Source organism: Sphingobium sp. LSP13-1-1.1 (genome assembly GCF_040676415.1).
Lineage (GTDB): Bacteria > Pseudomonadota > Alphaproteobacteria > Sphingomonadales > Sphingomonadaceae > Sphingobium.
On the sequence record NZ_JBEGHU010000001.1, the window covers coordinates 350091 to 376309 of the forward strand.

22 protein-coding genes and 2 pseudogenes are annotated in these 26219 nt (G+C 61.4%); 14 read left to right on the forward strand and 10 right to left on the reverse strand.

Features of this window, described 5'->3' with window-relative positions:
• Positions 1-10 precede the first annotated feature (10 nt).
• The 5 genes and pseudogenes from MRBLSP13_RS01460 (at position 11) to MRBLSP13_RS01480 (ending at position 5795) form a co-directional block, all read left to right on the forward strand.
• Complete coding sequence (locus tag MRBLSP13_RS01460; protein ID WP_363752208.1) at positions 11-2098, forward strand: acylase; 2088 nt, start codon at positions 11-13, stop codon at positions 2096-2098.
• 402 nt (positions 2099-2500) lie between these two features.
• A pseudogene (locus MRBLSP13_RS01465) lies at positions 2501-2953 on the forward strand (DUF1348 family protein); the annotation flags it as partial.
• Between the two features lie 13 nt (positions 2954-2966).
• Positions 2967-3314 (forward strand): TetR/AcrR family transcriptional regulator, encoded by a 348-nt coding sequence (locus MRBLSP13_RS01470; RefSeq protein WP_363752210.1) that lies wholly within the window; start codon positions 2967-2969, stop codon positions 3312-3314.
• Positions 3315-3720: 406 nt separating this feature from the next.
• The gene (locus MRBLSP13_RS01475) at positions 3721-4842 is read left to right on the forward strand and encodes a Fic family protein (RefSeq protein WP_363736247.1); all 1122 of its coding nucleotides are present in this window, start codon (positions 3721-3723) and stop codon (positions 4840-4842) included.
• Between the two features lie 233 nt (positions 4843-5075).
• Positions 5076-5795 (forward strand): annotated as a pseudogene (locus MRBLSP13_RS01480) (IS630 family transposase).
• Here the strand turns inward: MRBLSP13_RS01480 and MRBLSP13_RS01485 are convergent.
• Entirely contained in the window at positions 5770-6483 is a 714-nt protein-coding gene (locus MRBLSP13_RS01485; protein WP_363736249.1) for a hypothetical protein, read from the reverse strand. The pseudogene MRBLSP13_RS01480 and the gene MRBLSP13_RS01485 overlap by 26 nt on opposite strands.
• 555 nt (positions 6484-7038) lie before the next feature.
• On the opposite strand from MRBLSP13_RS01485, the gene MRBLSP13_RS01490 reads away from it, so the two are divergent.
• Positions 7039-7299 carry a ribbon-helix-helix domain-containing protein gene (locus MRBLSP13_RS01490; protein WP_363752212.1) on the forward strand — a complete coding sequence of 87 codons (261 nt, stop codon included), beginning with the start codon at positions 7039-7041 and terminating at the stop codon, positions 7297-7299.
• Positions 7296-7490: a hypothetical protein gene (locus MRBLSP13_RS01495; protein ID WP_363736253.1), complete on the forward strand. Its 195-nt coding sequence runs from the start codon at positions 7296-7298 to the stop codon at positions 7488-7490. Before MRBLSP13_RS01490 ends, MRBLSP13_RS01495 begins: the two co-directional genes overlap by 4 nt.
• Positions 7491-7682: 192 nt before the next feature.
• Here the strand turns inward: MRBLSP13_RS01495 and MRBLSP13_RS01500 are convergent, their stop codons facing one another.
• The 5 genes from MRBLSP13_RS01500 to MRBLSP13_RS01520 all read right to left on the reverse strand — a co-directional run bounded on the left by MRBLSP13_RS01500 (position 7683) and on the right by MRBLSP13_RS01520 (position 13030).
• Positions 7683-8078, reverse strand: coding sequence for a hypothetical protein (locus MRBLSP13_RS01500; protein WP_363736255.1), 396 nt, complete (start codon positions 8076-8078; stop codon positions 7683-7685).
• A 381-nt stretch (positions 8079-8459) separates the two neighbouring features.
• Positions 8460-9674, reverse strand: a complete 1215-nt coding sequence (locus tag MRBLSP13_RS01505) for a sulfotransferase (protein WP_363736257.1) — start codon at positions 9672-9674, stop codon at positions 8460-8462.
• 78 nt (positions 9675-9752) lie between these two features.
• On the reverse strand, positions 9753-10565 hold the full coding sequence (locus tag MRBLSP13_RS01510; protein ID WP_363736259.1) for a MarR family winged helix-turn-helix transcriptional regulator: 813 nt from the start codon (positions 10563-10565) through the stop codon (positions 9753-9755).
• A 76-nt stretch (positions 10566-10641) separates the two neighbouring features.
• Positions 10642-11769 (reverse strand): acyl-CoA dehydrogenase family protein, encoded by a 1128-nt coding sequence (locus MRBLSP13_RS01515; protein WP_363752214.1) that lies wholly within the window; start codon positions 11767-11769, stop codon positions 10642-10644.
• A 16-nt stretch (positions 11770-11785) separates the two neighbouring features.
• Entirely contained in the window at positions 11786-13030 is a 1245-nt protein-coding gene (locus MRBLSP13_RS01520; protein WP_363752216.1) for an acyl-CoA dehydrogenase family protein, read from the reverse strand.
• Positions 13031-13137: 107 nt separating this feature from the next.
• On the opposite strand from MRBLSP13_RS01520, the gene MRBLSP13_RS01525 reads away from it, so the two are divergent.
• Positions 13138-13911, forward strand: coding sequence for an SDR family NAD(P)-dependent oxidoreductase (locus MRBLSP13_RS01525; RefSeq protein ID WP_363752218.1), 774 nt, complete (start codon positions 13138-13140; stop codon positions 13909-13911).
• A gap of 37 nt (positions 13912-13948) precedes the next feature.
• Here MRBLSP13_RS01525 and MRBLSP13_RS01530 read toward each other — a convergent pair whose 3' ends face one another.
• Positions 13949-15622 carry a GMC family oxidoreductase gene (locus MRBLSP13_RS01530; protein ID WP_363752220.1) on the reverse strand — a complete coding sequence of 558 codons (1674 nt, stop codon included), beginning with the start codon at positions 15620-15622 and terminating at the stop codon, positions 13949-13951.
• A gap of 182 nt (positions 15623-15804) precedes the next feature.
• Between MRBLSP13_RS01530 and MRBLSP13_RS01535 the strand changes: the two genes are divergently transcribed.
• The 4 genes from MRBLSP13_RS01535 (at position 15805) to MRBLSP13_RS01550 (ending at position 21134) form a co-directional block, all read left to right on the forward strand.
• A complete protein-coding gene (locus tag MRBLSP13_RS01535) occupies positions 15805-16593 on the forward strand; it encodes an SDR family NAD(P)-dependent oxidoreductase (RefSeq protein ID WP_363736270.1) in 789 nt (262 codons plus the stop codon).
• Between the two features lie 43 nt (positions 16594-16636).
• A complete protein-coding gene (locus MRBLSP13_RS01540; protein WP_363736271.1) occupies positions 16637-18112 on the forward strand; it encodes an aldehyde dehydrogenase in 1476 nt (491 codons plus the stop codon).
• A 6-nt stretch (positions 18113-18118) separates the two neighbouring features.
• Positions 18119-19456: an MFS transporter gene (locus tag MRBLSP13_RS01545; RefSeq protein ID WP_363736273.1), complete on the forward strand. Its 1338-nt coding sequence runs from the start codon at positions 18119-18121 to the stop codon at positions 19454-19456.
• 127 nt (positions 19457-19583) lie between these two features.
• Positions 19584-21134: an AMP-binding protein gene (locus MRBLSP13_RS01550; protein ID WP_363752222.1), complete on the forward strand. Its 1551-nt coding sequence runs from the start codon at positions 19584-19586 to the stop codon at positions 21132-21134.
• Between the two features lie 35 nt (positions 21135-21169).
• Here the strand turns inward: MRBLSP13_RS01550 and MRBLSP13_RS01555 are convergent, their stop codons facing one another.
• Positions 21170-22015, reverse strand: coding sequence for a metal-dependent hydrolase (locus MRBLSP13_RS01555; RefSeq protein WP_363736277.1), 846 nt, complete (start codon positions 22013-22015; stop codon positions 21170-21172).
• 179 nt (positions 22016-22194) lie between these two features.
• On the opposite strand from MRBLSP13_RS01555, the gene MRBLSP13_RS01560 reads away from it, so the two are divergent.
• Together MRBLSP13_RS01560 and MRBLSP13_RS01565 are read left to right on the forward strand one after the other, a co-directional pair.
• A complete protein-coding gene (locus MRBLSP13_RS01560; protein WP_363736279.1) occupies positions 22195-23298 on the forward strand; it encodes an epoxide hydrolase family protein in 1104 nt (367 codons plus the stop codon).
• Positions 23295-24041 carry an enoyl-CoA hydratase/isomerase family protein gene (locus MRBLSP13_RS01565; RefSeq protein ID WP_363736281.1) on the forward strand — a complete coding sequence of 249 codons (747 nt, stop codon included), beginning with the start codon at positions 23295-23297 and terminating at the stop codon, positions 24039-24041. The genes MRBLSP13_RS01560 and MRBLSP13_RS01565 overlap by 4 nt, the downstream gene beginning before the upstream one ends.
• A gap of 21 nt (positions 24042-24062) precedes the next feature.
• On the opposite strand, the gene MRBLSP13_RS01570 is transcribed toward MRBLSP13_RS01565, so the two are convergent.
• Positions 24063-24863 carry an AAA family ATPase gene (locus tag MRBLSP13_RS01570; RefSeq protein WP_363736282.1) on the reverse strand — a complete coding sequence of 267 codons (801 nt, stop codon included), beginning with the start codon at positions 24861-24863 and terminating at the stop codon, positions 24063-24065.
• 57 nt (positions 24864-24920) lie between these two features.
• Positions 24921-26027 (reverse strand): amidohydrolase family protein, encoded by a 1107-nt coding sequence (locus MRBLSP13_RS01575; protein WP_363736283.1) that lies wholly within the window; start codon positions 26025-26027, stop codon positions 24921-24923.
• Between the last annotated feature and the right edge of the window lie 192 nt (positions 26028-26219).

Here is a 26219-nt window from a genome sequence, read left to right on the forward strand (position 1 = left end):
TATGCGTCCCATGACGATCTGGCTCGCGGCCCTGGCCGCCTCCACCGCAATGACCGCGTCGGTCGCCGCGCCTTCGGCCAAATGGGGCGCCGGAGAGATATTGTGGGACAGCTTCGGCGTACCGCACATCTATGCGAAGACCGAAGAAGGCGGCTTTTACGGTTTCGGCTACGCGCAGGCGCAAAGCCACGGCAATCTGCTTCTGCGCATGTATGGTGAAAGCCGCGCCCGCGCCGCCGAATATTGGGGCGAGAAATATGAAAGCCAGGACAAATGGCTGGTCGCCAATGACGTGCCGGCCCGTTCGGTCCAGTGGTTCAGGCAGCAGACGCCGCAGATGCAGAAGAATCTGGAAGCTTTCGCCGCCGGGATCAACGCCTATGCCGCCGCCCACCCCGACAGGATCGCGGCCGAGGTCAAGGTCGTTCTGCCGCTCAAGGGAGTCGATATCATCGCCCACGCGCAGCGGTTGATGAATTTCGGCTATATAGCATCCGATCGAAAGGTGCTGTCCGACCCCTCGATCAACGAAGCGGGCGGCTCCAATGCCTGGGCGGTGGCGCCGTCGCGTTCGGCCAGCGGCAAGGCGATGCTGCTCGCCAATCCGCATCTGCCCTGGGCGCCCAGCCAGCTCACTTATTATGAGGCGCAGATCACCGCGCCCGGCCTCGCTATCTATGGTGCGACACAGGTGGGATTGCCGGTGCTGCGCTTCGGCTTCAACAACGACCTGGGTTTCACGAACACCGTCAACACGATGCAGGGTTTCACCAGCTATCAGCTGACCCTGGAGGGCAACGGCTATCGCTTCGATGGCAAGGTGTTGCCGTTCAAGTCCGAGACCAAAAGCTACAAGGTTAAGCAAGCGGACGGAACGCTGAAGACCGTCAGCTTCGAACAGAAAAGCACGGTTCACGGACCCGTCTTCACGCTGCCCGACGGCAAGACGGTGATCGCGCTCAAGGTCGCGGGCCTCGACCGGTCCGGCGTGCTGGAACAATATCTCGACATGGGCAAGGCGCGCGACTGGGCGACGTTCGAAAAGGCGCTGCGCAGGATGCAGGTCGTGATGTTCAACATTATCTACGCCGATCGCGCGGGCCATATCCTTTATCTCGACAACGGCCTGCTCCCCAAACACACGAGCGGCGACCTCAAATACTGGTCCGCCCCCGTGCCCGGCGACACGTCGGCGACGCTGTGGAAGGATGTCCACAGCTATGACGACATGCCCAAGCTGTTCGATCCCGCCACCGGCTTCGTGCAGAACGCCAATGATCCGCCGTGGCTGGCGACCTGGCCGCGCGCGCTCGATCCCAGGGCTTTCCCTGCCTATGTTGCGCCCGTCGGCCCGATGAGCCAGCGCGCGCAGATGTCGGTAAAGCTCATGACGAAAACGCCCAAGATCAGCTTCGACGATTTCGTGTCACGCAAGCTGACGACGACGTCGCTGATGGCGGAGCGGATGCTGCCCGATCTGCTGGCGGCAGCCGCCGGCTCGAATGACGCCGATGTTCAGGCGGCGACAGCCCTGCTGAAGGACTGGGATCATCGCTTCGAACCCGATAGCAGGGCGGCCCTGCTGTTCGAAACCTGGGCCGGCATCTTCGCGCCGCGAAATTTCACCGATCAGTCCAACTATGCCGTCAAATGGACGCTCGATGATCCGCTTGAAACGCCTCGCGGTCTCAAAGACCCTGCCGCAGCGGTCGCGATGTTGAAGCAGGCGGTCGCCAAGACCAAACAGCTTTATGGCGCGATCGACCGCCCCTATGGCGATGTGTCCCGCTTCCACATCGGCGATGTGAGCGTGCCGGCCAATGGCGGCTTCGGCAATACCGGCGTCTTTCGCACCATCACCTGGGGCCCCATGAAAAACGGCGAGCGTACGCCAGTCCATGGTGAAACCTGGGTATCCATGGTGGAGTTTGGTACGCCGTTGAAGGCCGTAGGCCTCATGAGCTATGGTAACAGCAGCCAGCCCGGATCGAAGCACAATAGCGATCAGCTCCAGCTGTTGGCTGACAAGAAATTCCGTAGTCTCTGGATCGATCGTGCCAACATCGAGCGGCATTTGGAAGAGAAGATGGCTTACTGAGGACTATCCAGATCACCAGAGACAAATTGATATATTCAAACGGCCGATCATCATGATCCGTCTAATAAGCCGAGTTTATCATTTAGACCGCCTAGCTGCAAACCGCTATATATGACAACCGGCGGCCAGTCTCTGTCGTTCTGCGTGCTCGTTCGGGCAGACGCTGGCTGTCTGCTGCTGGCTGATCCTGCCGTTCACCAAGTCGCGAGGCAACGGCGGGAATGTCCCGAGTCCCGCCCTTCAACAGGCGCGGGTAAGCCAACACCGATGATCAACTTGAAAGGCTGGCTTCGAGAATGCGATGCAAGGTTTCTCGGCCTAAAATTGAGTGCGAAGCTATCGCGGTCTCTCTCTGCGGCCCCCGCGATTGCCAAGACCATTCACATCTCGAAGGGAAATCAAATGTCCCGTCCCCCGCTGCCCCCGTTTACCCACGAGTCCGCTGTCGAGAAGGTTCACCTAGCTGAAGATGGCTGGAACACCCGCGACGCCGCCAAGGTCGCCCTAGCCTACACCCTCGATACGCGCTGGTGCAACCGCGTCGAGTTCGCGACCAATCGGGAACAAGCTCAGGCCTTCCTTGAGCGCAAGTGGAAGGAACACGAATATCGGCTTATCAAGGAGTTGTGGGCGTTCACCGGCAACCGTATTGCGGTTCGCTATGCCTACGAGTATCGCGATGACGCCGGACAGTGGTTCCGAGCCTACGGAAACGAAAACTGGCTCTTTGCCGAAGACGGACTGATGTAGAACCGCCACGCCAGCATCAACGAGATGCCCATCAGGGAATCGGAGCGCCTGTTCTTCTGGCCTCTCGGTCGCCGTCCGGACGACCGCGCCTCGTTGAGCGATCTTTCGCGAGCACGGGTTGGAGGGCGCGAGCTTGGCTGTGCTGTCAAAGGCGACAGGCCTTGGCAAAGGCAGCCTCTACAATTTCTTCCCCGGTGGGAAGGATGAGATGATGGAGGCGGTCCTTGAGAATATCGACGGTTGGTTCGCCGACGCGATTTTCTCGCCGCTGGAGAATGTTTCTGATCCGGCGGCGGCTGTCACGGCCATGTTCGACGATGTGACCGCATATTTCCGCTCCGGAAGAAGGGTCTGCGTCGTTGGATGCCTCGGGCTGAACTCCTCTGGCGAAATCTTCGCGGTCAAGGTGAAGGAATACTTCGCTCGTTGGATTTCGGCTCTGGCTCACTGTCTCGAAGTGGCATAGGTTCCGCCAGCGATGGCCATGGACCTCGCGGAAGGGGCGGTATCTGGAATACAGGCTGCAATCGTTCTGGCACGGGCGCTTGGTGATGATGAGAGCTTTCAACGGATCGTTCATCGCCTCCGGTCAACCTTGCTCGATGCGATCGGTCGTCACGGCTGACGCTCCCTAAGCCGCTCAGCCCCGGGCGGTTCATTCCAGCTTCCAGAATAATGTCTGCCGGACAGCCAAATCGCAGCTGCGGTTAGCCCTTTATTGCGAGCTAGTGCCGGGCTGGTCCGTCGTCCCTCTACATTGAGCATCCCCTTACCGAACCATATGATACAGACCCTCGTTCTGAACGATAAGAACATCTTTTATAAATCAAATTATTCTCTATTATGATCGATAGAAAGGTACTCTATCGGTCATGCGTTGGAACTGGCAACAACCCGATTGGCCGAACTTCGCCTATGATGCGAAGCGCCTGAGAAGCCGCGAGGACCGGTTTCTGAAGGGCGCTGGTGTCCTGGTCGGTGTCATGGCCCATCTCGATTCCGATGATCGCCAGAACCTCACCATCGAACTCATGGCGCAGGAAGCTGTCGACAGTTCCGCAATCGAGGGGGAGATCCTTGATCGCGCGAGCGTGCAGTCGTCCGTTGCGAAACATCTGGGGATCAAGGCCGACCACCGCCGCGCCAATGCCGCCGAGGCGGGCGCTGCAGAACTCATGGCGAACCTCTTCCACAGCTATCGCGAACCGATCAACGACGCCATGTTGTTCCATTGGCATGCCTTGCTCCTGAACGGCAGGCGGGACCTCGCCGACATAGGCCGATATCGAACACATACCGATCCCGTGCAGATAGTCTCGGGAGCCCTGCACGCGCCCAAGGTGCATTTCGAGGCTCCGCCATCACAAGCGGTGCCAGGCGAGATGGACGCATTCATTGCCTGGTTCAACGATACCAGGCCGGCCGACCCTTCGCCGGTGAGCGCACTGGCGCGAGCGGGTATTGCTCATCTATGGTTCGAGTCCATCCACCCCTTCGAAGATGGCAACGGGCGCCTCGGCCGCGCGATTGCGGAAAAGGCCCTGGCCCAAGGACTTGACGCACCCGCGATCACGGCGCTCGCAGAGATCATCCGGCGCCATCGCAAGGACTATTACACCCAGCTTCAACGTGCGAGTTTGTCGAACCGCATCGACGAATGGCTCGACTGGTTTTCTGACATCGCGCTTGCGGCCCAACAGCGCACGCTGGAGCGGGTTCATTTCCTCCTCACCAAGGTCAAGCTGCTTGACCGCCTTCGCGACCAGATCAACGCGCGGCAAGAGAAGGCTTTGTTCCGCATGTTCGCCGACGGACCGGATGCCTTCAGGGGCGGGTTGAGCGCGGCAAACTACCGGATCATTACCGGCGCTGCACCAGCGACGACCACTCGCGATCTCGCCGAACTGGTCGAACTGGGAGCCCTCCGCAGGAAAGGGGAACTGAAGCACACAAGGTACTATTTGAACCTGGTCAATGACCAACCGCCTTCTTGAATCACATTTTGGGCAAACTTCGACAGAGCGATCCACCGGCAGAGGACCGCCCTCTTGCAACAATTATTTCGGTTCAGACCGCTGCCGGATGTCCTCGAAACCATAACGGGCTAGCAGTTCGCCGTTGCGCCATACCGGCACTAATACCAACTTGCGCGGTGTCTGACTCATGGGGGATTCCCAAGGCGGTGAAATTCTGAATCTATCGAGCCCTGGCTTTGGAGTGCGACACCATGGGTTCAGCGATCGGCTTGCGGGAAGATTTTGATGGGGCAGCGCTGCGACGATTGTCGCGGACGACGAAGAGCGCGAGCCAGGCACGGCGGCTTCTTGCATTGGCCAAGATATACGATGGCGGCAGTCGGAGCGCAGCGGCCCGGATCGGCGGCGTCGGGCTCCAGATCGTTCGGGATTGGGTGCTCCGGTTTACGCGCGTGGTCCCGAAGGATTGCTGGATGGTACGCCGATAGAGACCTGGTTTCAGGACGAAGCCCGCGTCGGTCAGAAAAACACAATCACGCGGCGCTGGGCGGCCCTTCGGCTCCAAAGGACCCGCGGACCAAATCGGCCAACATCTTTGGCGCAATCTGCCCGAACACGGCAAGGGCACCGGGCTCGTCCTGCCTTTCTGCAACACCGAAACCATGGCGCTGCATCTTGCCGAGATATCGCTCGCCATCGCGCCGGGGGCTCATGCGGTCGTCCTGATGGATCAGGCTGGATGGCATACAACCGGCAAACTCAAGGTGCCCGCCAACATCAGCATCGTCCCGTTGCCGGCCAAGTGCCCTGAACTCAACCCGGTCGAGAACATCTGGCAGTTCATGCGCGACAACTGGCTGTCGAACCGCATCTTCACATCCTACGACAACATCGTCGATCACTGCTGCGAGGCTTGGAACAAGCTCATCGACCAGCCATGGCGCATCATGACCATCGGCCGTCGAAAATAGGCGCGAAGGTCATGATCCATGCAGGTTGGTATAACTGATCTTGCTCAGGGCCGATCATATCTAATCGAGCCGCAATGAGTTTGCCTTCCTTGCCGATTACTGCCTGACGTCCGGCCTTGCTGCCCTTGGCAGGATCGGTAGCCGGCTTCTTCGCAACATCCCGCCAGTTGCCGTCGTCATCTTTCAGCGCATTGGCCTTCATAGCAAAGCACAGGGTGTCCCGGTTGACCTGCTGTAGCAAGCCGCCGCCCATGCCGAACGCAATGTTATCGATGGCATAGCCTTCCTCGACCATGCGATCGATCAGCCGCGTGATGCTGGCGATGTTCATGCCGTCGCCCTGGATCACCCGAACATGCGGATTGAGTACCCGATAGCCTTTGGCATTGATCGTGCCGCCGAACTTCTCCCACAGCGTCTTCACAGTCCGCAGTGGGGTTTCGATGGGATCGCCGCTATCGGGCCGGACCACGAGGGTGCCTTGCCGGGTAAGCACCTTGTCGCGCAGGGTGCGGCCCCAGATTTCTGCCACCGCAACATCGAGATCATAGCTGTCCGATACGACGGCAACGAGCTTCCCGGGCCCGCCGAAGGCATCGAGCATGTTCTCATAGGCAGCCGACTCGCGTTCCGGGGCCCAGCTTGTCATCGTGCTGTGCTCGGCCGCGGGTATGGAAAATCCGGGCATCGCCGCGCCATAATATCGCCGCGCTGCAAGGATGCCCTCACCTGCAGCGCTGGTTCATGGGCGTCTATCAGGGAGCCAAGCCCGACTGGCCCAATTATCTGCTGTTTGCGCTCGATGCCCGAAGCCAGCCACATTATCAGGCCTTGCGAGGCTTGGTTCCTCCGCAAGGCACGAACGAGGAGAATAGCCTGGAATTGCCTCTTGCCCAGGATGGCCTTCATGATGGGAAGACGGGCGTGCGGGGGTGGCATCAGAATGCCCATGTCGGAATACAGCCATTGGGAGATGGCTTATACTATCTCGTACGGAACAGCGGGACGCGCGACATGCAGTCCGCTACCGCAACGTTATCGCATTGGACGGGCGATCTTTCCCGGCCATTTGGACTGGGCAAACCCGGAAAATAACGACCCTTTGTCGTCATTCAACTGCTGATTTTTCACTCCCAGCTGCGGCTGGTCCGCTTTCCCGTTCCTGGCACCCAACTCCGTCGATTGCCGCCGACCAGCCACTAGCATCCGCACCGAAGATGCGATATGATAAAATCATATTGGAATGAAGGTAGACATGGCTGCGAAGGCAATCACGGTAACGCTTGGCGAAATGTCATCGCACGCGGAGCGCCATCTTGCGTCTGGCCGATATGCTTCTATGAGCGAAGTGATGCGAGCGGGTTTGCGCGCGCTGGATCGCGAAGAGGCTGTTTTGGATGAACTGGTGCGCATCCGCGTTGCGGAAGCCCTAGCTGATCCCCGTCCCCTCATGCCGCTCGACAAGGCATTTGCGCAGGTTAGGGCCTCGATCGCCAAGGCATGACCTATGACGTGCAACTGTCGGCATTGGCGATCGAGGATTTGATTGCACTTCACCGATGGGTGAGCGTGGAAGCCGATATTCCCACGGCAGACGGCTACCTTGCCAGAATTGAAGACGCATCGCGGCGTTGGCCGATTTTCCCCATCGCGGATCCCCCCGCGATGACTTGGTGGCAGGTTTGCGGACGCTGACATTCGAGCGCCGCTTATTGATCGCATATAATGTGGACGGGAAGATCGTCACCGTCCAGCGCGTCATCAATGCATTTCGCGATCTGGCACCGATTCTTCAAAACTCTTGAATTGGCGTATGATTGCCGTTTCTGCTGTCGACCATTAATTGCTGTTCCAATCACGACCCTTACTCTCCAGAAGCGGACATAGCTATTGCGTCGACCAACGCCTGCGTGGTTCCTGACACGCAAGTGCGATGGTTTTCTCGTCTTTTTCTTCGATGTTGATTACATGCCTCGGGGAAAATGGAAGCTCTGTTCCGAACCAAAATTCATCGTTCTCAGCGATGGCACTGGGTTCATTGTCGAGTATTCCCAGATACCCGCCATCTATGCGCTCCCTGACCAGAACCCACATCCGCTCCACGGCGACATTCTCATCACCGTCATCGACGCTTATCCGAAAGATCAGCTTTGCAAGGTCTCCGGGTTTAAGGTTTTCTCGCCTTTGCCGGTCGGGTATCCAAAACGTCTCTGGCGCAGCGGCGTGGTAACCCTCACCGTCATCAAGGCACCATCCGTCGGTTTGGAAATCTGGCTCACGCATGACACGATCTTAGCTCAGAGTGGAATGTCTGCAAGGCGCTGTCACCTAGCCGCAAGCCGTCATTCCGCTCTCCACACCCCCGGGGACTAAAATAGGCAATAGTCCTATTCCAAAATTGGCCTATGCCTGGGCACCAACGGCGTGTTCGTCCGGGAAACCGGCACGCCGCTGCTCGAAGGTCGGGTCTGCCCGAGTTGGTCCCCGGCGGGATTGTGTTGGTTCTGATTTGCCATTTTAGGATCCTCTCTTGCCGAAATAGCACGTCATCGAAACCCACCGCATCGTAAGGCTGTTCCCTACGCGACTTCCCACCAACCTATAGGCTCTTGTCCGATAGGACGTGCCGGTTAAGCTTGTAGTGGGCGTCGGAACGCACCGCCCTCAGGCCCGCGCGAACCGGCCCAGCCTGAAGCGCCGCGAATACCCTTCGAACGCCGTCTCGATCATCTCCCGACTGAGGCCGAAGGGTTCCAGGGCGTAATCATAGCGGCCATAGCGATTGGAAGCATTTGCCGGATCGGCGAGCCACGTCCGCATCCGGCTGTCGAATTCGGGCGTGTAATCCATTTGCCAATGGCCATAGGCTCGCCGGATCACATCCACGGGGTCACTCGTCAGGTCCTGGAAATCGACATGGAAGATGCGAGGATCGTCGACCAGCGGATTTTTCATCGTTTCGGCCAGCGATGCCGCGATGCTTTCGACAAAGGCGGGACCGAGGGCCTGAAAATCCATCTGCCAGTTGGTGATACCGCCATAAAGCACCGCCGTGATCGCCATGATCGAAGGGTGGACCTGAACCGGGTCGCGATGCGGCCAGATGCACAGCGCGTCAGGATAGGCGTCGAACAGCGCGTCCAGGGCGAATTGGTGGTATATTCCCTTGGCTACCCAATGGCTGGTCGGCTGCTGCCACTGCAAATGCTGCAGGAACTGGCGATGAAAACTGTAGGCCGCGGCGATATTGCTGGCGTCCAGGATCATCGCCAGCGCCGGCAGCTTGTACAGCAGCGACGGATAAGCGTTCTGAAAGTCGAGGGTGAAGATTTCCTCGCATTCGATCGGGCAATGGCCGCGCTTGTCCCAATAGGGGTGAAGCGTGAGCAGGCCGGGCGCACGCATCAGCAGCTCGTCCAGTTCCCTGGCCGTGAGTTCTATCCGCTCCGGCGTTACCGGCACTTCGCCCGGCGGCGGGCTTGGCGAATGGCTATGCCACCAGAGCGGGGTACGCGCGCCGGGATCCTCGGCCAGCAACGAATGAATGAGTGTCGTGCCGGTCCGGCCGAAGCCGATGACGAAAATGGGCCGCTCTATCTTTTCCTCTGCGATGGCGGGAATGCGTTTGCGGTCCGCAGCGAGCCGCAGGCGCGTCGAAAGCAGCTTGCGCAGTTGCAATTCGACATCCGACTTCTGCTCGGGACGCAGGGGCGGCTGTTCGTTCAACCAGCCCGTGAACCGTTCCACCCTGCCGACAAGAGCGGGATCGAGCGCATCGAAATTACCGGCGATTATCTGAGACGTGCGGATGAGCGCTGCTGCATCTATGCCGCTCGACAGGTCAGCGACGGTTCCCACATTTTCCGACCGGCTGCGCATCACCCCTCCTGACTAGTTCACTTGGATTTGCATATGCTGGAGCAATAGGTGCCTGAAAGTCAATTAAACTGGATATTATCACATGGGTGAACGAGGTTCATGGGAACGTTCGTTCTTATCCTGCTCCGCGACCAGCGCTTCTGCGATATTCAGGGATTCTATCATCGCATGATATTGCTGCTCGCTGAGTGCGGTCGGCCAGAGGATATGCGGGGCGGAGCGGTCGAGCTCGACCAGCCTGGTGAGCGCCGCGTGGCCTGCCTCCGTCAATTCGATGAACAAGCCGCGCCGATCGTCAGGATTGGGCACCCGGCGGATGAAGCCCAGCGCCTCCAGCCGATCGACCCGCTTGGCAACGCCTGCAAGCGACATCAGGAAATAGTGTTTGAGCGCTGTGGGCGCGATGCGATGGGGCGGTCCCACGCGGTACAGGGCATCGAGCAGGAGCACGTCGCCGGATGTCAGCCCTTCCCGCGCGGCCGACAGCGTCATGTGCCGTTCCATGCTCCGGGCCAGGCGCAACAGGCGCGTCGTGACGGAGTAGGAGCGAACCAGCACCGGATCATAGTCTGTCGCCCAGGCAGCCAGAGCCGCCTGAAGCGGGTCGGTGGCCGCGGGCGCCGGAACCCCGTCGGCCTGCACCTGCGGATCGGGCAGGATGCGAAAGGCCGGCCCGGGCGCCAGTCGCCGGTCGGCCGACCAGAGCAATATGCCCGCCTCTATCAGCTGATCGACGCGCCGGGATGCCGATGATTTGCTGGCATAATCCCACAGCCTGGCAAGGCCCGCCATGGATGGGATGGTGCGGTGCACCGCATAATGCACTTCGAGAGCGGCGCGGCATGCCTCCACGCTGCGCTCGCCTTCTTCAGTCCTGGCGCGTCCCGTCATGGCGCCACAAAGACACAGGGTGAGGCGATCCGCAAGAGCTTGGCCCGGCCCTCAATCGCGTGGCCCCTTGCAGAGCTTAGCCGAAGATGCTGTCGCCAAAGCGTTCGCCATGCTGGATCAGGTCGCCATATTGCTTTTCTATGCACATCAACCGGCGAAAATAATGGCCGATCGCATATTCATCGGTCAGCCCATAGCCGCCATGGACCTGAATGCCATTGCGCGAGACGGTCTGCCCCGCCTCTCCGATGACAAGGCGCGCGGCGGAAAGCGCGGCCGACCGCGTCGCCTCATCCTGATCCGCATTGGCCAAGGCGTGGTAGAGCATCGAACGCGCCTGATGGGCGGCGACGAAATTATCGGCCATGATATGCTGGATCGCCTGAAAGGAACCGATGGCGACCCCGAACTGCTTGCGCTCCTGCACATAGGCGCCACAGACCTTGTTCGCGGCTTCCATCGCGCCGACCGCCTGCGCCATCAGCGCGATCGAGGCACGGTCGATGGACTCGCGCAGCACCGCCGCGCCGCGATTGCCACCGATCAGCAGAGCCGTGGACGGGAGCGTCACGTCGGCAAGGACGATGTCGGAGGCGCGGGTGCCATCGATCAGCGCATAGGATTCAACCGAAAGGCCGGGCGCATCGGCGGGCACGAGGAACAGGCCGACGCCCTCTTCCCCCTCCAGACGGGCCGAGACGATCAACTGCCCCGCGCTGGGCGCATCGAACGCCATGATCTTCGTGCCGGACACAATATATCCATCATCGGAACGGCGGGCGCTGGTACCGGTCATCTCGACGTCGAGCGGATGAGCGCCATTTTCCTGATGCGCGAGCGCGATGCGCAGCGTGCCGCCCGCAACCTCGCCCAACAGGTGCAGCGCCCGCGCTTCGTCCGCGGATTGCTTGAGCACATGGCCGGCAAGCACGATCGTGCTGATATAGGGTTCGGTCGCCAGAGCCTTGCCCAGGGCAATGTTGAGCAGCGCAATATCTTCTATCGTGCCGTCCAGACCACCCGCTGCTTCCGGTACCGGCAGGGCAAGCCATCCCAGCTCCGCGAACTGCGTCCAGCGCGCCTCGTCAAAGCCCGTCGCGCTCGATCGCTGATGCCGCCAATATTCGACGTCGGCATTTTCAGACAGCAACCGTTCGGCGCTGTCCAGAAGCATCGCCTGAATGTCGGACTTCGCGAAATCCATTGTTCCTGTCTTCCTGTCAGAGGCCGAAGGCGAGCTTGGCCAGAATATTCTTTTGGATCTGCTTCGACCCGCCATAGATGGTCGCCGCCCGGTTGATCAGCGCCACCGTCGTTCGACCGGGGGCATAATCGGCCCACATATCCGTGGGCTCCGGCGGAGGCACAGGGGCCACATCGAAGAAGCGCAGCGCCTTCGCGCCCAGGGCGTCGACTTGCAACATGGTGATTTCCTGTTGCAGTTCGGAACCCCGGATTTTCAACACGGAGGCGGCCGCAGCCTCCGGCGCGTCGAATTCCTCATGCGCCAGCACGCGCAGAACCGACCATTCCAGCGCAAGCAGATCCGCCTCCGCCCTGGCGAAACGGGCGCGGAAAGCAGGGTCGTCGGCGATGCGGCGGCCTCCTGTCATTTCGCCGCGCGCAATGTCCTTCGCGCGGGCCAGTTCACGCTTGCTCCAGTAGATGAAGCTCGACGTGGTGCGCTCATGCTCCAGCAGGAACTTGGCGTAGGTCCAACCCATGCCCGGTTCCCCGATCAACTGGTCGGCGGGAACCTCGACATTGTCCAGGAACACTTCGCACAGATGCGCTTCGCCATTGATCTGCGGGATCTGGCGCACGGTGACGCCGGGCGTATCCATCTTGATGATGAGGAAGCTGATGCCGCGCTGCGGCTTCACATTCTTGTCGGTGCGGACCAGGAAAAAGCCCCAGTCCGCATGGGCGGCGCCGCTGGTCCAGATCTTCTGCCCGTTGACGATATATTTGTCGCCGACCAGTTCGGCACTGGTGCGCAGCGAAGCGAGATCGGAACCCGACCCCGGTTCGGAAAAGCCCTGCGCCCACATGGTCGCGCCTTCGCGGATCATGGGCAGGAACCTGTCCTTCAGATAATCGGAACCATAGGTATAGAGCACCGGCCCCAGCATATGCGTGCCGCCCCAGTCGAATTCAGGGGCATCGGCCTTGTACAGTTCCTCATTGAAGATGAAGAGCTGCATCGGTGTCCAGCCGCAACCGCCAAACTCCACCGGCCAGTGCGGCACGGATCGGCCATGAGCGTTGAGGATGCGCATCCATTCCAGCAGATCGGGCACGGCGGCGTTATTGGCGACCTTGCGACGCTGACGTTCCTTCATATCGGCGGGCAATACGCTGTCGATAAAGGCGCGCACTTCCGTCCGGAAGGTCTGAAGATCGGGATCGAGGCGCAATTCCATCGGATCGGCTCCGGCTATCTGTATGGTGATTGGAATGTCCATGGCCTGCACCGCCAAGGGGTGCAAGCAGCATGGGCCGCGGCATCATCCATGCGATGGTGCGACAGCGTGATTTGACAGCAGGACGACCGTCATGATGAAGATCATACATGCAAAATGCAGAAATAACAGATGCGCATGGCGATTGCGACAGCCTGATATGGATTTCAGGCGCCACCGAGGGCATAGGATTGGGCCTGGCGCGCAATGTCCCCTATCTTAACGCGCGCGTGGTCAACTTGTCGCGACGACCCCATCCCGACCATGAGAGCGTCTTCCTGGACCTCGCTGATCCGGCAAGCTGGGATGATGTCGGCTCTCATTTTGCCGACAACCTCACCCGGTTCCGGGGCTCCCGCGCGATCTTCATCCAGAATGCGCATATGAAGGGGATGACCGGCTTTGTCGGAGAGGTCGCGCCGGATGACTATGCCCGCGACATTGTCGCCAATGTCGCAGCGCCCTTGCGGCTCGCGGAAATGTTCGTGCGCGCGGTCGGGGAGAGCGGCTTTGCCGGAGAGGCGGGGCTGGTCCTCATGTCCTCTTCTTCCGCCCGTTCACCTACCATAGGACAGAGCGTCTATTGCGCGGGCAAGGCCGCCCAGGAAATGTGGGTTCGCGTTACCCGCAGGGAACTGGCGCTGCGCGGAAAGGACAATATCTGGGTGACGGCAGTGCGACCGGGATTTGTCGACACGGCTCTTACCCGCCATGTCGCCGCCATGGCCGACAGCGACTATCCCATTGCGTCGCAGATGCGCAGGCAGATGGAACAGGGCATCGGCGTCATGGACATAGACACAGCCGCGCGCCAGATCTGGGATGCACTGCCCACCGACCAGTCGCTCCTGCTGTTTGGGGAGCAGGTGCGCCAACCGAGCTGAACAGCTCCGTCCGGGCGAAGTGAAAGGGCGATCCTCGTCAGGTTTCGGCAAGGATCATGTCGGAACCCTTTTCCGCGATCATCATCGTCGCCGCATTGGTGTTGCCCGACACGACAGCGGGCATCACAGAGGCATCGACGACCCGCAGGCCTTCCACGCCGTTGACTTTCAGCTTTCCGGAAACGACCGCGTCCGGCCCCACGCCCATGGCGCAGGTCGACGCCTGATGATAGCCGGTCGACCCGCTGGAGCGGGCAAAGCCCAGTAATTCCTCGTCGCTCTGCAATGCCGCTCCCGGCGTCAGTTCATGATCGAAATAGGGGGCAAGGGCGGGACTTTCCATGACGCGGCGTGCCCAGCGCAGACAACCGACCTGCGCCCGGCAGTCTGCTTCGGCCGAAAGGAAATTCGGCCTGATCGCCGGCGCGTCATGAAAGTCGCCGCTCCTGATATGGATCGAGCCCTTTGACTGCGGCCGCATCACATATCCGCCCACCGTGATGCCGGGCAGCTTTTCCATCGTCATCGCGCCCTTGAGCGCCAGCGCCTCGAAATCGACCGTCGCGGGGCTGGCGAAGAATTGCAGATCGGGCAGGTCGAACGACGGATCGGACTTGAGGAATGCGGTCAGATTCGAGCCGCCCAGCGCCAGCAGGCCCGTCCGGTTCATGGCGAAACGCAGCATCTGCCCCACCAGCGGCAAGCCGCGCGACATGGCGTTGAAGCTCGCAGCGCCCGGTTTGAGGCGGGCGCGAACCATCGCCGCATAATGATCCTGGAGATTTTCACCGACATTCGGACTGTCGACCAGCGTCGTAATGCCCAGCTCCCGCAGCCGCTCGCCCTGCCCTATGCCTGACAGCTCCAGCAATTGGGGGGAATTGATCGCACCGCCCGACAGGATGACCTCTCGGCGGGCGCGCACCTGCCGGATGCGGCCGCCCTTCCAATATTCGACGCCCACGGCTTTCCGGCCTTCGAACAGGACGCGCGTGGCATGCGCGTGAATGATGACCTGGAGATTGGGCCGCTTCATCGCCGGATGCAGATAGGCAACGGCCGCCGATACGCGCATACCCTTATGGGCGTTGAGCCGGATACGGGCCACGCCTTCCCGGGTGGTGCCGTTCAGATCGTTGGAGATCGGGGCACCGGCTTCCTCGAAGGCCCTGGTCATCACATCCAGCATGGGATGTCGGATCGGCACGTCGCTTATCTTGAGGGGCCCGACCGGCCGGTCGCTGCCGGCATCCGCGCCCTGCTGATCTTCGATCTTGCGGAAATAGGTTTCGGCGTCTTCCCATCCCCAACCGGTCAGTCCCCTTTGCCGCCAGCCGTCATAATCCTCCGGCAGGCCACGGACCCAGATGATGCCGTTGATGGAGGAGGAGCCGCCCAGAACCTTGCCACGCGGGAACACATGCCGCCTGCCGTCCGATCCCGGATCGGGTTCGGTCATATAGTTCCAATTGACGCGAGGATCCTTCAGCATCCTGGTGAAGCCTGCAGGCACGTGAATGTTCATCGTGCTCATCGCCTGCGCGGGATTGAGAAGATTTTGCAGCGGCCTGTCGTCGCCGCCCGCCTCCAGCAGCGCAACCTTGTGACGGCCGTTCGCACTCAGCCGGTTGGCGAGCACGCAACCGGCCGATCCGGCGCCGACGATGACATAATCGGCTTCCGCCTCCACGACGCTGTGCGCCTCGACCATGATGGCTTTCTCCTTTCCCAAGCTGCTGTGCATAGCGGGGAAGCGCAAAGGGTGTACAAGCCTTGTGCGGACCTTGACGACGAACATCGCTCTTATGATGGCTGGACTTGCGCCATCGAAATAGGGCCGCTGGCAACGCTATGATCGCATCGGAACAAGGTCTGGCCAAGGATGAGGACAAAATGACGGGGCTTTTCTCGCTTGCAGGCCGCACGGCGATGGTCACGGGCGCCTCGCGCGGCCTGGGCCGGGCGATCGCGCTGGGGCTTGCGGAAGCCGGGGCATCGCTCGTCCTTGCCGCGCGCGACGCCGCAAAACTGGAAGAAACGGCCGAGAACATCCGTGCGGCAGGCGGTCAGGCGCGAACGATCGCCTTCGACCTGGCGGATCTGGAAGCTGTGCAGAACGCGACCGAGAGGCTGAACGCCGAAGGGGCCGATATCGACATCCTGGTCAATAATGGGGCTATCGGCGGATGGGGGCCGCTCCACCAGTCCACCCTGGCGCATTGGGAAAACATGTTCGATGTGAACGTATCGTCCATGTATCTGTTGTGCCGCGACCTGTCTAAGGGGATGGTGGCGCGCAAATGGGGGCGGATCATCAATTTCGCCTCTTATGTGTCCGACACGGGGCGGCCCAACCTGTCCGCCTATGTCGCCAGCAAGCATGCGGTTCTGGGCCTGACGCGATCGATCGCGGCGGATCTGGCGCCCCATGGCGTGACCTGCAACGCCATAGCGCCCGGCTTCTTCGACACGGACATGGCCGCGCCCACGGTCGGAAACCCGGCGCGGGCGAAAATCTTCCGCAGCGCCATAGCACTGGACCGTTTCGGCGATCCGAAGGAGATGGTCGGCCCGGTCCAGTTCCTGGCGTCCGATGCGTCGGGCTATATCACCGGCCACATGTTGCCGGTGGACGGCGGCGTCGCCAACATCCTGTCGCTGCCCGTCGTTGTCGAGACCTGACCAGCGTCCCGCCCATATTTGCCGTATCCTGAAGGAACTTCGCATGACCGATACGCTCGTCAATCTCGCAAGCCCGGAAAAGCTGTTCATTGGCGGCGGCTGGACCAATTCTTCCGGGTCTGACGGAATAGAGATCATCTCCCCCGCCACCGAGGAGAAGGTGGGCCGCGTCGCCAAGGCAACGACTGCGGACATGGATCGCGCCGTCGCGGTCGCGCGCGATGCCTTCGACAATGGCCCGTGGCCGCGTATGACCGGCCCGGAACGTGCCGTCTATCTGCGTCGCATCGCCGGTGAGATGGCCAAGCGGAGCGACGATTTCGCGCGCGCCTGGTCGATGCAGGTGGGTATGCCTTACTCGCAGTCGTCGATGACCGCGCCCTTCATGGGCGGCTATTACACCTATGCCGCCGATCTTGCCGAAAAGGGGTTTGAAGAGGTGCGGCCCGCACTGGCCGGCGGCCATGCCATTGTCGTGCACGAGCCGGTGGGCGTGGTCGCCGCCGTGGTGCCGTGGAACGCCCCGCTCGCCACCCTTTCGCTCAAGGTGGCCTTCGCGCTGGCCGCCGGCTGCACAATCATAGCCAAGCCATCGCCCGAAACGCCGCTGGAAGCACTGATCCTGGCCGAATGCATCGCAGCGGCAGGCGTGCCGGAGGGCGTCTTTTCCGTACTGACGGCCGATCGTGACGTCTCCGATCATCTGATCCGGCATGAAGGAGTGGACAAGGTCAGTTTCACGGGTTCGACCGCCGCAGGCCTTAATATCGCCTCGATCGTCAGCGCGCGGTCGGGACGCATCACGACCGAGCTGGGCGGCAAGTCCGCCGCCATCGTCCTGGACGACGCTGACATCGGCAAGGTCGTGGAAGGCATCATGCCGAACCTCGTCGGGCTGTGCGGCCAGCAATGCGCCGCGTTCAGCCGCATATTGGTACCCCTGTCGCTGAAGCGCGCAGTGGAGGAGGCCATGGCCGCCGCAATGCAATATGTGCAGGTGGGCGATCCCTTCGTCGAAACCACGCAGATGGGCCCGCTCGTCACCCAGCGCCAGCATGGCCGCGTCTTCGACTATATCCGGCAAGGCAAGGCGCAGGGCGCCCGCATCATCACCGGCGGCAATCGCCCGACGCATCTCGACAGGGGCTGGTTTGTGGAACCGACCCTGTTCACCGACGCCAGCAACGACATGACCATCGCCCGCGAGGAGATTTTCGGACCCGTCGGCACGATCATCGCCTATGGCAGCGAGGAAGAGGCCATCGCCATCGCCAACGACAATATCTACGGTCTGTCGGGCGGCGTCTTCACACAGGATGTCGAGCGTGCCTATCGAGTCGCCCGGCGCATTCGAACCGGTAATTTCGGCCATAATGGCCGCGTCATCGATTACACGATCCCCTATGGCGGCTTCAAACAGTCCGGCGTGGGCCGCGAAGGCGGAGTGGAGGGACTGCACGGCTTCACAGAGGTCAAGGCTGTCTTCATGCAGGAACTGCCTGCCCATCTGAAGGCCTGATCAGCCTTGCCGGCCCCGGCGCGAACGGAGAGCCCCGCCTACAGCAGCGACTGGCCCGACAATTATGGTCCTGCCAACGCCTGGTGGACGGTGTTCATCCTGACGATCTTCCAGATCGTGTCGATGATCGACCGACAGGTCATATCGGTGCTGATCCCGGAAATGCGGGCGGACCTTGGCCTCAACGATTTCCAGATCAGCCTGGTTCAAGGCCTTTCCTTCGCTCTGTTCTACGGACTTATGGGACTGGTGATCGGCGGGTTGGTCGATCGCTATTCTCGGCGCGCAATCATGTTCGCGGGCATAGTGGTCTGGTCCCTGGCCGCAGCCGGCACCGGGCTGGCGCGCAGCTACAGCGAGTTGTTCGCTGGTCGCCTGCTGGTGGGCGCGGGTGAGGCGGCGGTATCGCCGGCGGGGCAGTCGCTCCTGTCGTCCATCTTCCCCCGGCACCGGCTGACCACCCCGATCGCCTGTCTTTCCGTGTCCGGCGTCATCGGCATATCGCTGTCATACGCGCTTGGCGGCAATCTGCTCGCCCTGTTTTCGGCGCAGCCGCTGGGCGGCCCGCTCTCTGGCCTTGCGCCATGGCGGCAGGTGCTGGTGGTGACGGGCCTGCCGGGCGTGCTGATCGCCTTCCTGGCCTTCGCCTTTCGGGAACCGAAGCGCCGCAGCCTGACCCCGCCGGACCGGCGGGCGGCGAACTGGGGCGCGTTCTTCCGCCATATCGGCGCGCATCCGCGGCTAATGCTGGGCTTGATCCTGGGATCGGCGGTGATGGCAGTTGCCATACAAGGGACCATGGTGTGGACCCCGACCTACGCCCGCCGGGTGCTCGGCGCGAGCGCGGCGGACGTCGGAACAATGATGTCGGTCGCGGTCGCGTTGGGCGGTATCATCGGTGGCCTGTCGCTCGGCCTGTTCATCGACCATCGTTTCGCGCGCGGTACCCGCGACATGGCGCTGCGACTGCTGTGCGGCTTCTGCATCGCCATTCCCCCTTGCCTGGCGGCTGCCTTTGCGCTCGGCAATTTCACGCTGCTGTTCGGCGCGATCACGCTGATGATGATGACCATGGGTTCAAGCTATGGCCCGACCATGGCCGCCGTGCAGATGATCGCCCCAGTGGAGATGCGCGGTCGGTTCGCCGCGCTGATGGTGTTGGCTTCCAATCTGTGCGGCTATGCGCTGGGGCCGATGCTGATCGGCTTTCTTACGGATTATGTCTATGGCGACCCCATGAAGCTCGGCTGGTCGATCATCACCTGCCTCCTGATCGCAGGGCCGCTCGCGGCATGGATGGTGTGGTCGGCGCGCGGCGACTTCCTGCGCCGTCTGGATCAATGAGGACAGCCATCACAACCGCGCTTATGTCGCGGCCGTTCTTCCTTCAAAGGCACGTTCGGCCCATGCTGCCATGCGGCATCGGCAAAGCACTGAAAAGGCCATCATGACGACGACTATTCCCGCCCTTATGCGTAGCGCAGCCGCGCGCCACGGCGACCGACCTGCCCTGGTTTCGCAGACAGACGGAGCGATCAGCTATCGCGAACTCGACCGCCAGGCCGATCTGGTCGCAAAGGCGCTGATCGCAGATGGCGCCCAGCCGGGCGACCGGGCCGTCATCTGGGCGCCCAATATGTGGGAATGGGTCGCCATAGCCATCGGCATCCAACGCGCCGCCGGCGTCATGGTGCCGCTCAACACGCGCCTCAAGGGCGGCGAGGTGTCCGACATCGTGCGACGGGGCAAGGTCCTGCGCCTGTTTTCCATCGGCAATTTCCTTGGCCGCTATTATCCGGCCATGCTGAAGAATGAGGCGATGCCCGAACTGCGCCGCCGCATCGTGCTGCGTGCCGAACCACAGCAATTGGGCGAAGGGGAAATCCGGTTCGAGGATTTTGTCGCCCTGGCCGACAGCAGCAGCGATGCACAGCTTGCAGAGCGCGAAGCAATGGTGAAGCCCGACACGCTGGCTGATCTCATGTTCACGTCCGGCACCACGGGAGCACCCAAGGGCGCATTGTTCGATCACCGCCGGTCGCTGGGCGGGGGTCAGGCCTGGGTGGATATTGCGCGACAGACGGCAGACGATCGCTATGCCGCCTTTGGCCCCTTCTCCCACAATGCTTCCTACAAGGCGGGCTGGGTCGCGTCATTGATCGCGGGCAGCACGCTCTATTGGCCCGAAGCCTATGATCCGGCCAGCGTCCTCGACCTGGTGGCGAAAAACGGCATCACGGTCATGCCCGCCCCGCCCACCGTGTTCCAGGAGATGCTGGCCTTTCCCAACTGGCGCGACTGGGACATTTCAAGCTGGCGGTTCATGTCGACGGGATCGACCGTCGTGCCGATCGAACTGATGAAGCGGCTTCAGGCCGAAACCCCGATCCAGGAGATCAGCACCGGCTATGGCATGACTGAATGCTGCGGCTCCGCCACGCACACCCGGCCGGGCGATCCGATGGAGCGCATTGCCTATACGGTCGGCACAGCGATTGCCGGGACGGAAATCCGGATTGCCGGACCGGATGGCCGCCCGTTGCCGGTGGGCGAGCCGGGAGAAGTGCTGATCCGCGACAACAAGCTGCTGATCGAATATCTGGACAATCCGGAAGCGACCTGCGCCACGCTGGACGCAGAGGGCTGGCTGCATTCGGGCGATGTCGGTTGCCTTGACGCGGACGGCTATCTGAAGCTCACCGACCGGCTGAAGGACATGTACATCGTCGGCGGCTTCAACGTCTATCCGGCCGAGATCGAGAAGCAGATGTCCGGTCTGCCGGGAATCCATCAATCCGCCATCATCGGCGTACCCGACCAACGGCTGGGCGAGGTGGGGCATGCCTTCATCGTGCGTTCGGCCGGTTCGTCGATCACTGCAGAGGAAGTGATCGGCTGGGCAAAGGCCAATCTCGCCAATTACAAGATCCCCCGCGGGGTCACTTTCCTGGACGCCCTGCCGATGAATTCCACCGGCAAGGTGATCAAGTTCGCGCTGAAGGAACTTTACAGGACCCAGTGATCCTCATGCACTGGCAGCATGAACCGGTCTGATTGTCAGGCCGCAGCATCGGGCCTTTCAAACTGGCGCAGATAATCGAAAAGGCCGGCAGGAGTCGGCTTTTTCGCCGGATCATACCAGGGCAGCAAATTCTTGAGCAATTGCGGGAAGAAGACCCTTCGCTGAAAATTGTTGAGCGCCTTGATGTCACGGTCAAGGGCGGCTTGCTCCGCTTTCGTCATGCTCCTGCGGTCCTGTTCGATCAGATAGGAGAACATCCGGGCCATATAGCCCTGAAGATGAACCATGGCGTAGATGCAGCCATAGACGCGATAGAAATAGCCGTTCCAGATCCTGCCCCACAGGCCGCGACTGTAAATCCGGTGATAGATCTGGAAGCATACTTCCCGATGTTCGAACTCTTCGGCCATATGCCATTTCCAGAGCGCCACGGCATTGGCATCGGCGCCCTCCGTCAGCGCATCCATCCGTTCGAACCATATGCTGCCCTGCCCCGCCCCCAGCGATTCGAAGCCGTCGGCATAGGCCAGCATGAATTTGAGCGAGCGGTTTTTGATAAAGCTGTCCAGGTCGTCGGCAAGCTTCTTCTCGAATTCGGCGAGTTGAGGATAGCCTTGCGCCGCAATAACCTTGTTGAACTTCTGATGCTGGCGATAATGCTGCGATTCCTGAGCGATAAAGGCGGCCATGTCTTCTCGCAGCTGGTCCGAACCGGCGGGCAGGGATTCCATCGCCATGTTCAGCACCTTGATCAGCCAAGGCTCCACAGGCGCGGGGATGATGGAGGTCGCATTCTGGAATTGAGCGAAGGCGATATTGGGCGCCCAATGGGCGCGGACCTTCGAAAAATCGATACGGGGATAGCGTATGACGATGCCCACGGGCGCCCCTCCATTGGTGGTTTTCTACTGATTTTTTCGTTCAGGATACGCTATCGTACCATCGGTTTCCAAACCTGTCATGATTCCGAAGACCCGATCACGACTGTGATGCATCCGCCCGTGCATATCCGGTGAAGGAAGGCAGGGATTATGAAATGGCGATCATCAGGAGAGGCGCCTTGACCCCTACCCCCTTTCGCATCGATGTGCCGCAGGCCGTGCTCGATCATATCGGGCACCGGCTGGCATGTAGCCGGATCGGCTATATGCCCGACGATCCCGACCAGTGGAAATATGGCATGGATGCGCGATATCTGGCCGAATTGATCGATTATTGGGGCTCGACATATGACTGGCGCGCGGAGGAGGAGAAACTCAATCGCTGGCCGCAGTTCATGGCGGAGGTGGAGGGCATTCCCATCCACTTCTACCATGTGCAGGGCAGCGACGCCCGAAAGCCGCCGATCCTGTTGACGCACGGATGGCCGGGGTCGGTGGTGGAGTTTCAGGACGCGATGCCGCTGCTGGTCGAAGCGGGATTTTCCGTCGTCATTCCCTCCCTGCCCGGATATGGCTGGTCGGGCCGCCCGCCCCGTCCCATCGGGCCGGCGCGCGTTGCTGCCATGTGGCGGACATTGATGATCGACGTGCTCGGCCATGAGCGCTTTTTCGCGCAGGGGGGCGACTGGGGATCCGCGGTGACAACGCAATTGGGCATCAGCCACGCCGATGTGGTGGCGGCTATCCATCTCAATTTCTTCATGGCGCCGTCACCGGATGCCGATGCCGACGCAGAACTGCTCGACTATTGGACGCAGGTGCGCGCAGTGACGGAGGCGGAAAGCGGTTATCATCACGAACATGCCACCAAGCCGCAGACGATCGGCCTTGCCCTGCATGACAATCCGGTCGGCTGGGCGGCGTGGGTAGTCGAGAAATTCTGGCGCTGGGGCGATACCAAGGGCGACATAGAAAGCCGTTTCAGCAAGGATCACCTGATCACCAACCTCATGAGCTATCTTGTCACCGACAATGTGATGTCCTCGATCTGGATGTATTATGGATTGCACGGCGACGTGCTGGCGCCCGGCCCGGTGCCGGTTCCCACGGCGCTCGCTCATTTCCCCGGCGAATTCTATCCGATGCCCAGCCGGGCGCTGGCTGAACGGCAGTATAATGTGGCGCGCATGACGAAGATGGAGGCGGGCGGCCACTTCGCCGCAATGGAAGAACCCCGGGCGTTCGCGCAGGATGTCATCGAATTTTTCGAGAGCCAGATATGAACGCCAAGTTGGATGATGTGCTTTGGAGGGAAGAAGTCGGCGAAGGCATATTGCTGCTGACGATGAACCGGCCGGCGCAGCGCAATGCGATCGATCTCGCGTTGCTCGACGCCATGAACGCGGCGTTCGACGTTTTCGTGCAGGAAGACCGCTGGCGGGTCGCCGTGCTGACCGGGACGCCGCCCGCCTTTTGCGCTGGACTGGACCTCAAGACCTTCTCCGCCCCCGATGCGCCGCGCCAGTCCGTGACAGCCCTGATCCAGCGCGTGCCGCATCTGGGCAAGCCGATCATCGCCGCGGTTGGCGGTGCGGCCTATACTGGCGGGCTTGAGCTGGCGCTGGGCTGCGACTTCATATTGGCCAGCGATGATGCCCGCTTTGCCGATACCCATGCGAAGATCGGCGCATTGTCGGGCAGCGGCATGGGGTCGCGCCTTCCCCGCGCGGTGGGCGCGCGCTTTGCTCGCCAAATGATGCTGAGCTGCCAGCCCATCGACGCCGCCACGGCGTTGCGCGTGGGCCTGGTGAACGAGGTCTTGCCGGCGGAACAACTGCTACCCAGGGCGGTGCAGATCGCAGAGGCGATCGCGGCGCATGATCCCGCGCTGATCCGCATGTCCAAGAGCGTCATCGATAAAGGAACGGAGACGACGCTGGCAGGCGCGCTGGAGATCGAGGCGGAGACTTTGCGAAGGCGCAAGGCCGAAGGAGCGATGAGTTGGAGTTCCGGCAAGCCGTCATGACGCCTGCGGTTGGCCCAGGTCCTATTCTTCCTTCAATCGCACGGCCAGGGGCGCTCGCTGTTCGTCCAGTTGGATCAGCAGATCGGCGCGGCCGGGCATTTCATCGAGAATGTGACGTGTCAGGCGTTCATAGTGGCTGATGAACCGGATGAGCTGCGCATCGTCCATGACGCCCGGACCGGCAGCCCCGGATAGCCTGAGCGCCTGTTCCTGCTGCATTCGCCAGGCGGCGACCACATCCCAGCCCGGCGCAGCGAGCAGCACCAGAAAATCGATATGGTCGAACAATGGCTGATAGGGACCGGCCAGCGCCCTGTTCACGAACGATCGCCAGGTTCCTGACGGGTCCTCCGCCGATTCCAGGGCGTTGACGGGACGCTGGAGCGCGGCTTCCTCTTCGGGCATCGCACCGACGCACCATCCTTCGAGGAGCACCACCTGCGTATCGGCCGGGGCGACTGGCCACTCCGACGGAGGCGATCGGTCGTCGCGGGCCTTGTCGAAGCGCGGGAGCGCCACGTCCGCGCCCGATCCGATGGAGTCGAGCAGGCGGATTCCCAGCGAGATATCATGCGTGCCCGGCACGCCACGCGTCCGAAGCAGGGGGTGGACGTCGCGCGCCAGCCTTTCCCGGTCCTGGCGCGTCAGATAGAGATCGTCGAGCGACAGCGTCACCGCACGGTCCAGGCGGCGGCACAGCGCAGCCGCCAGCGTGGACTTGCCGCTGCCCTGCGCACCGCAGATGCCGACGATGATCGGTCGTCGCCTGGTCATCGCCGCCCGCTGCGCGATGGCCTCGGCGACGATCTCCTCAAGCGACATGGTTGGGCAAGTCCGTTCCCTGGCCCGGTCGCCGTCGCCACCGGGCCCCTGTTTCTGTCAGATGCCCCAGAGCTGGGCTGCTGTTTCACCCAGCACCTTGCGCGCGGCGGGTTCACCAACCGTATCGAAGATGCGCTTCATGATCACGTCGCTGCTGCCCATCACGCCTTCCGGGTGCGGATAGTCGGTCGACCACATCACCCGGCCGTCGCCGATGCGCGCGATATTCTCCATCGCGACGTCGTCTTCCATGAAGGTGGTGTAGCAGTGATTATGCCAGTACCAGCTCGGCTTCTGCGCCAGCTTGGGCCGCAATTCGGTCGCATAGTCGCGCGCGACCTTGTCGGCATTTTCCAGCGTGCCGGGCACCCAGCTTGCGCCGCCTTCGGTGAAAACGACGCGCAGACCGGGAAAGCGATCGAAAACGCCGGAGAAGACCAACTGCCCGAACAGCCCGGTGAAGGGCATCAGATTGGCGTTCAGGTTCGCGCCCAGCGATCCCCGGCCGCTATATTGCAGATAGGCGCCGATATGGAAGGACACGGGGAAGCCGCTGTCCTGAATCGCTTCCCAGAACGGGTCCATATCCTTGCTGTTGTAACGCACGCCCTTGGGACTGACCGGAATGTCGATCGCCTTGTAGCCGAGCTGCTTCAGTTTCTGGAGATAGTCCTTCGTCCGTTCCGGCCACAGGAAGGTCGGCAGCAGCGCGACCGGGTACAGCCGGTCCGGCGCGGCTTCCTTCCATTCCGCGGCCCATTCGTTGCAGACATCGACGCAGCGGAACCAGAATTCCTTGTCCGGCATGCGGATCAGGCTGTTCAGGCGGCCATGATAGATGATGGCGGCGTCAATGCCCTCCGCATCCATGTCGACCAGGCGCTGCTGCACGTCCCAGAAACCCTCGCGCCCTTCGGGGAAGGTCGGCGGCAGGCCGGGCACGTCGTAATTCTGTCCATCGACTTCGAGATGGAAACCCGTTTCATCCTTCCAGAAACGGGGCGCGCGATCCTTGTCCGCGCCCTTCAGCCGGTTTTCCCACAGCCCCGGCTCCTCGATCAGATGATCGTCGCTGGAAATGACGCGCATGCCGGCGGGCCTTTCCCAGCTTCTGGCCGGCATCACACGGTCCTTGGGCCATGGGGTCGCGGTAAAACTGTTCATCCTTTTCCATTCCTTCCTGGGGACATCGTCCGACACAGGGCTGCCGTCCGCTACCCCGCCTTGGCAGCCCTTATAGCATGGAGGTAGCAATAGGCGCCGGTGCCGGAGGACCCGGAACGATGTCATCAGATTTCTGATGAGTTGCCCCAAGCCCCCCAAGATCATTGTTCAATGATCCTGAATGGTTTTTTC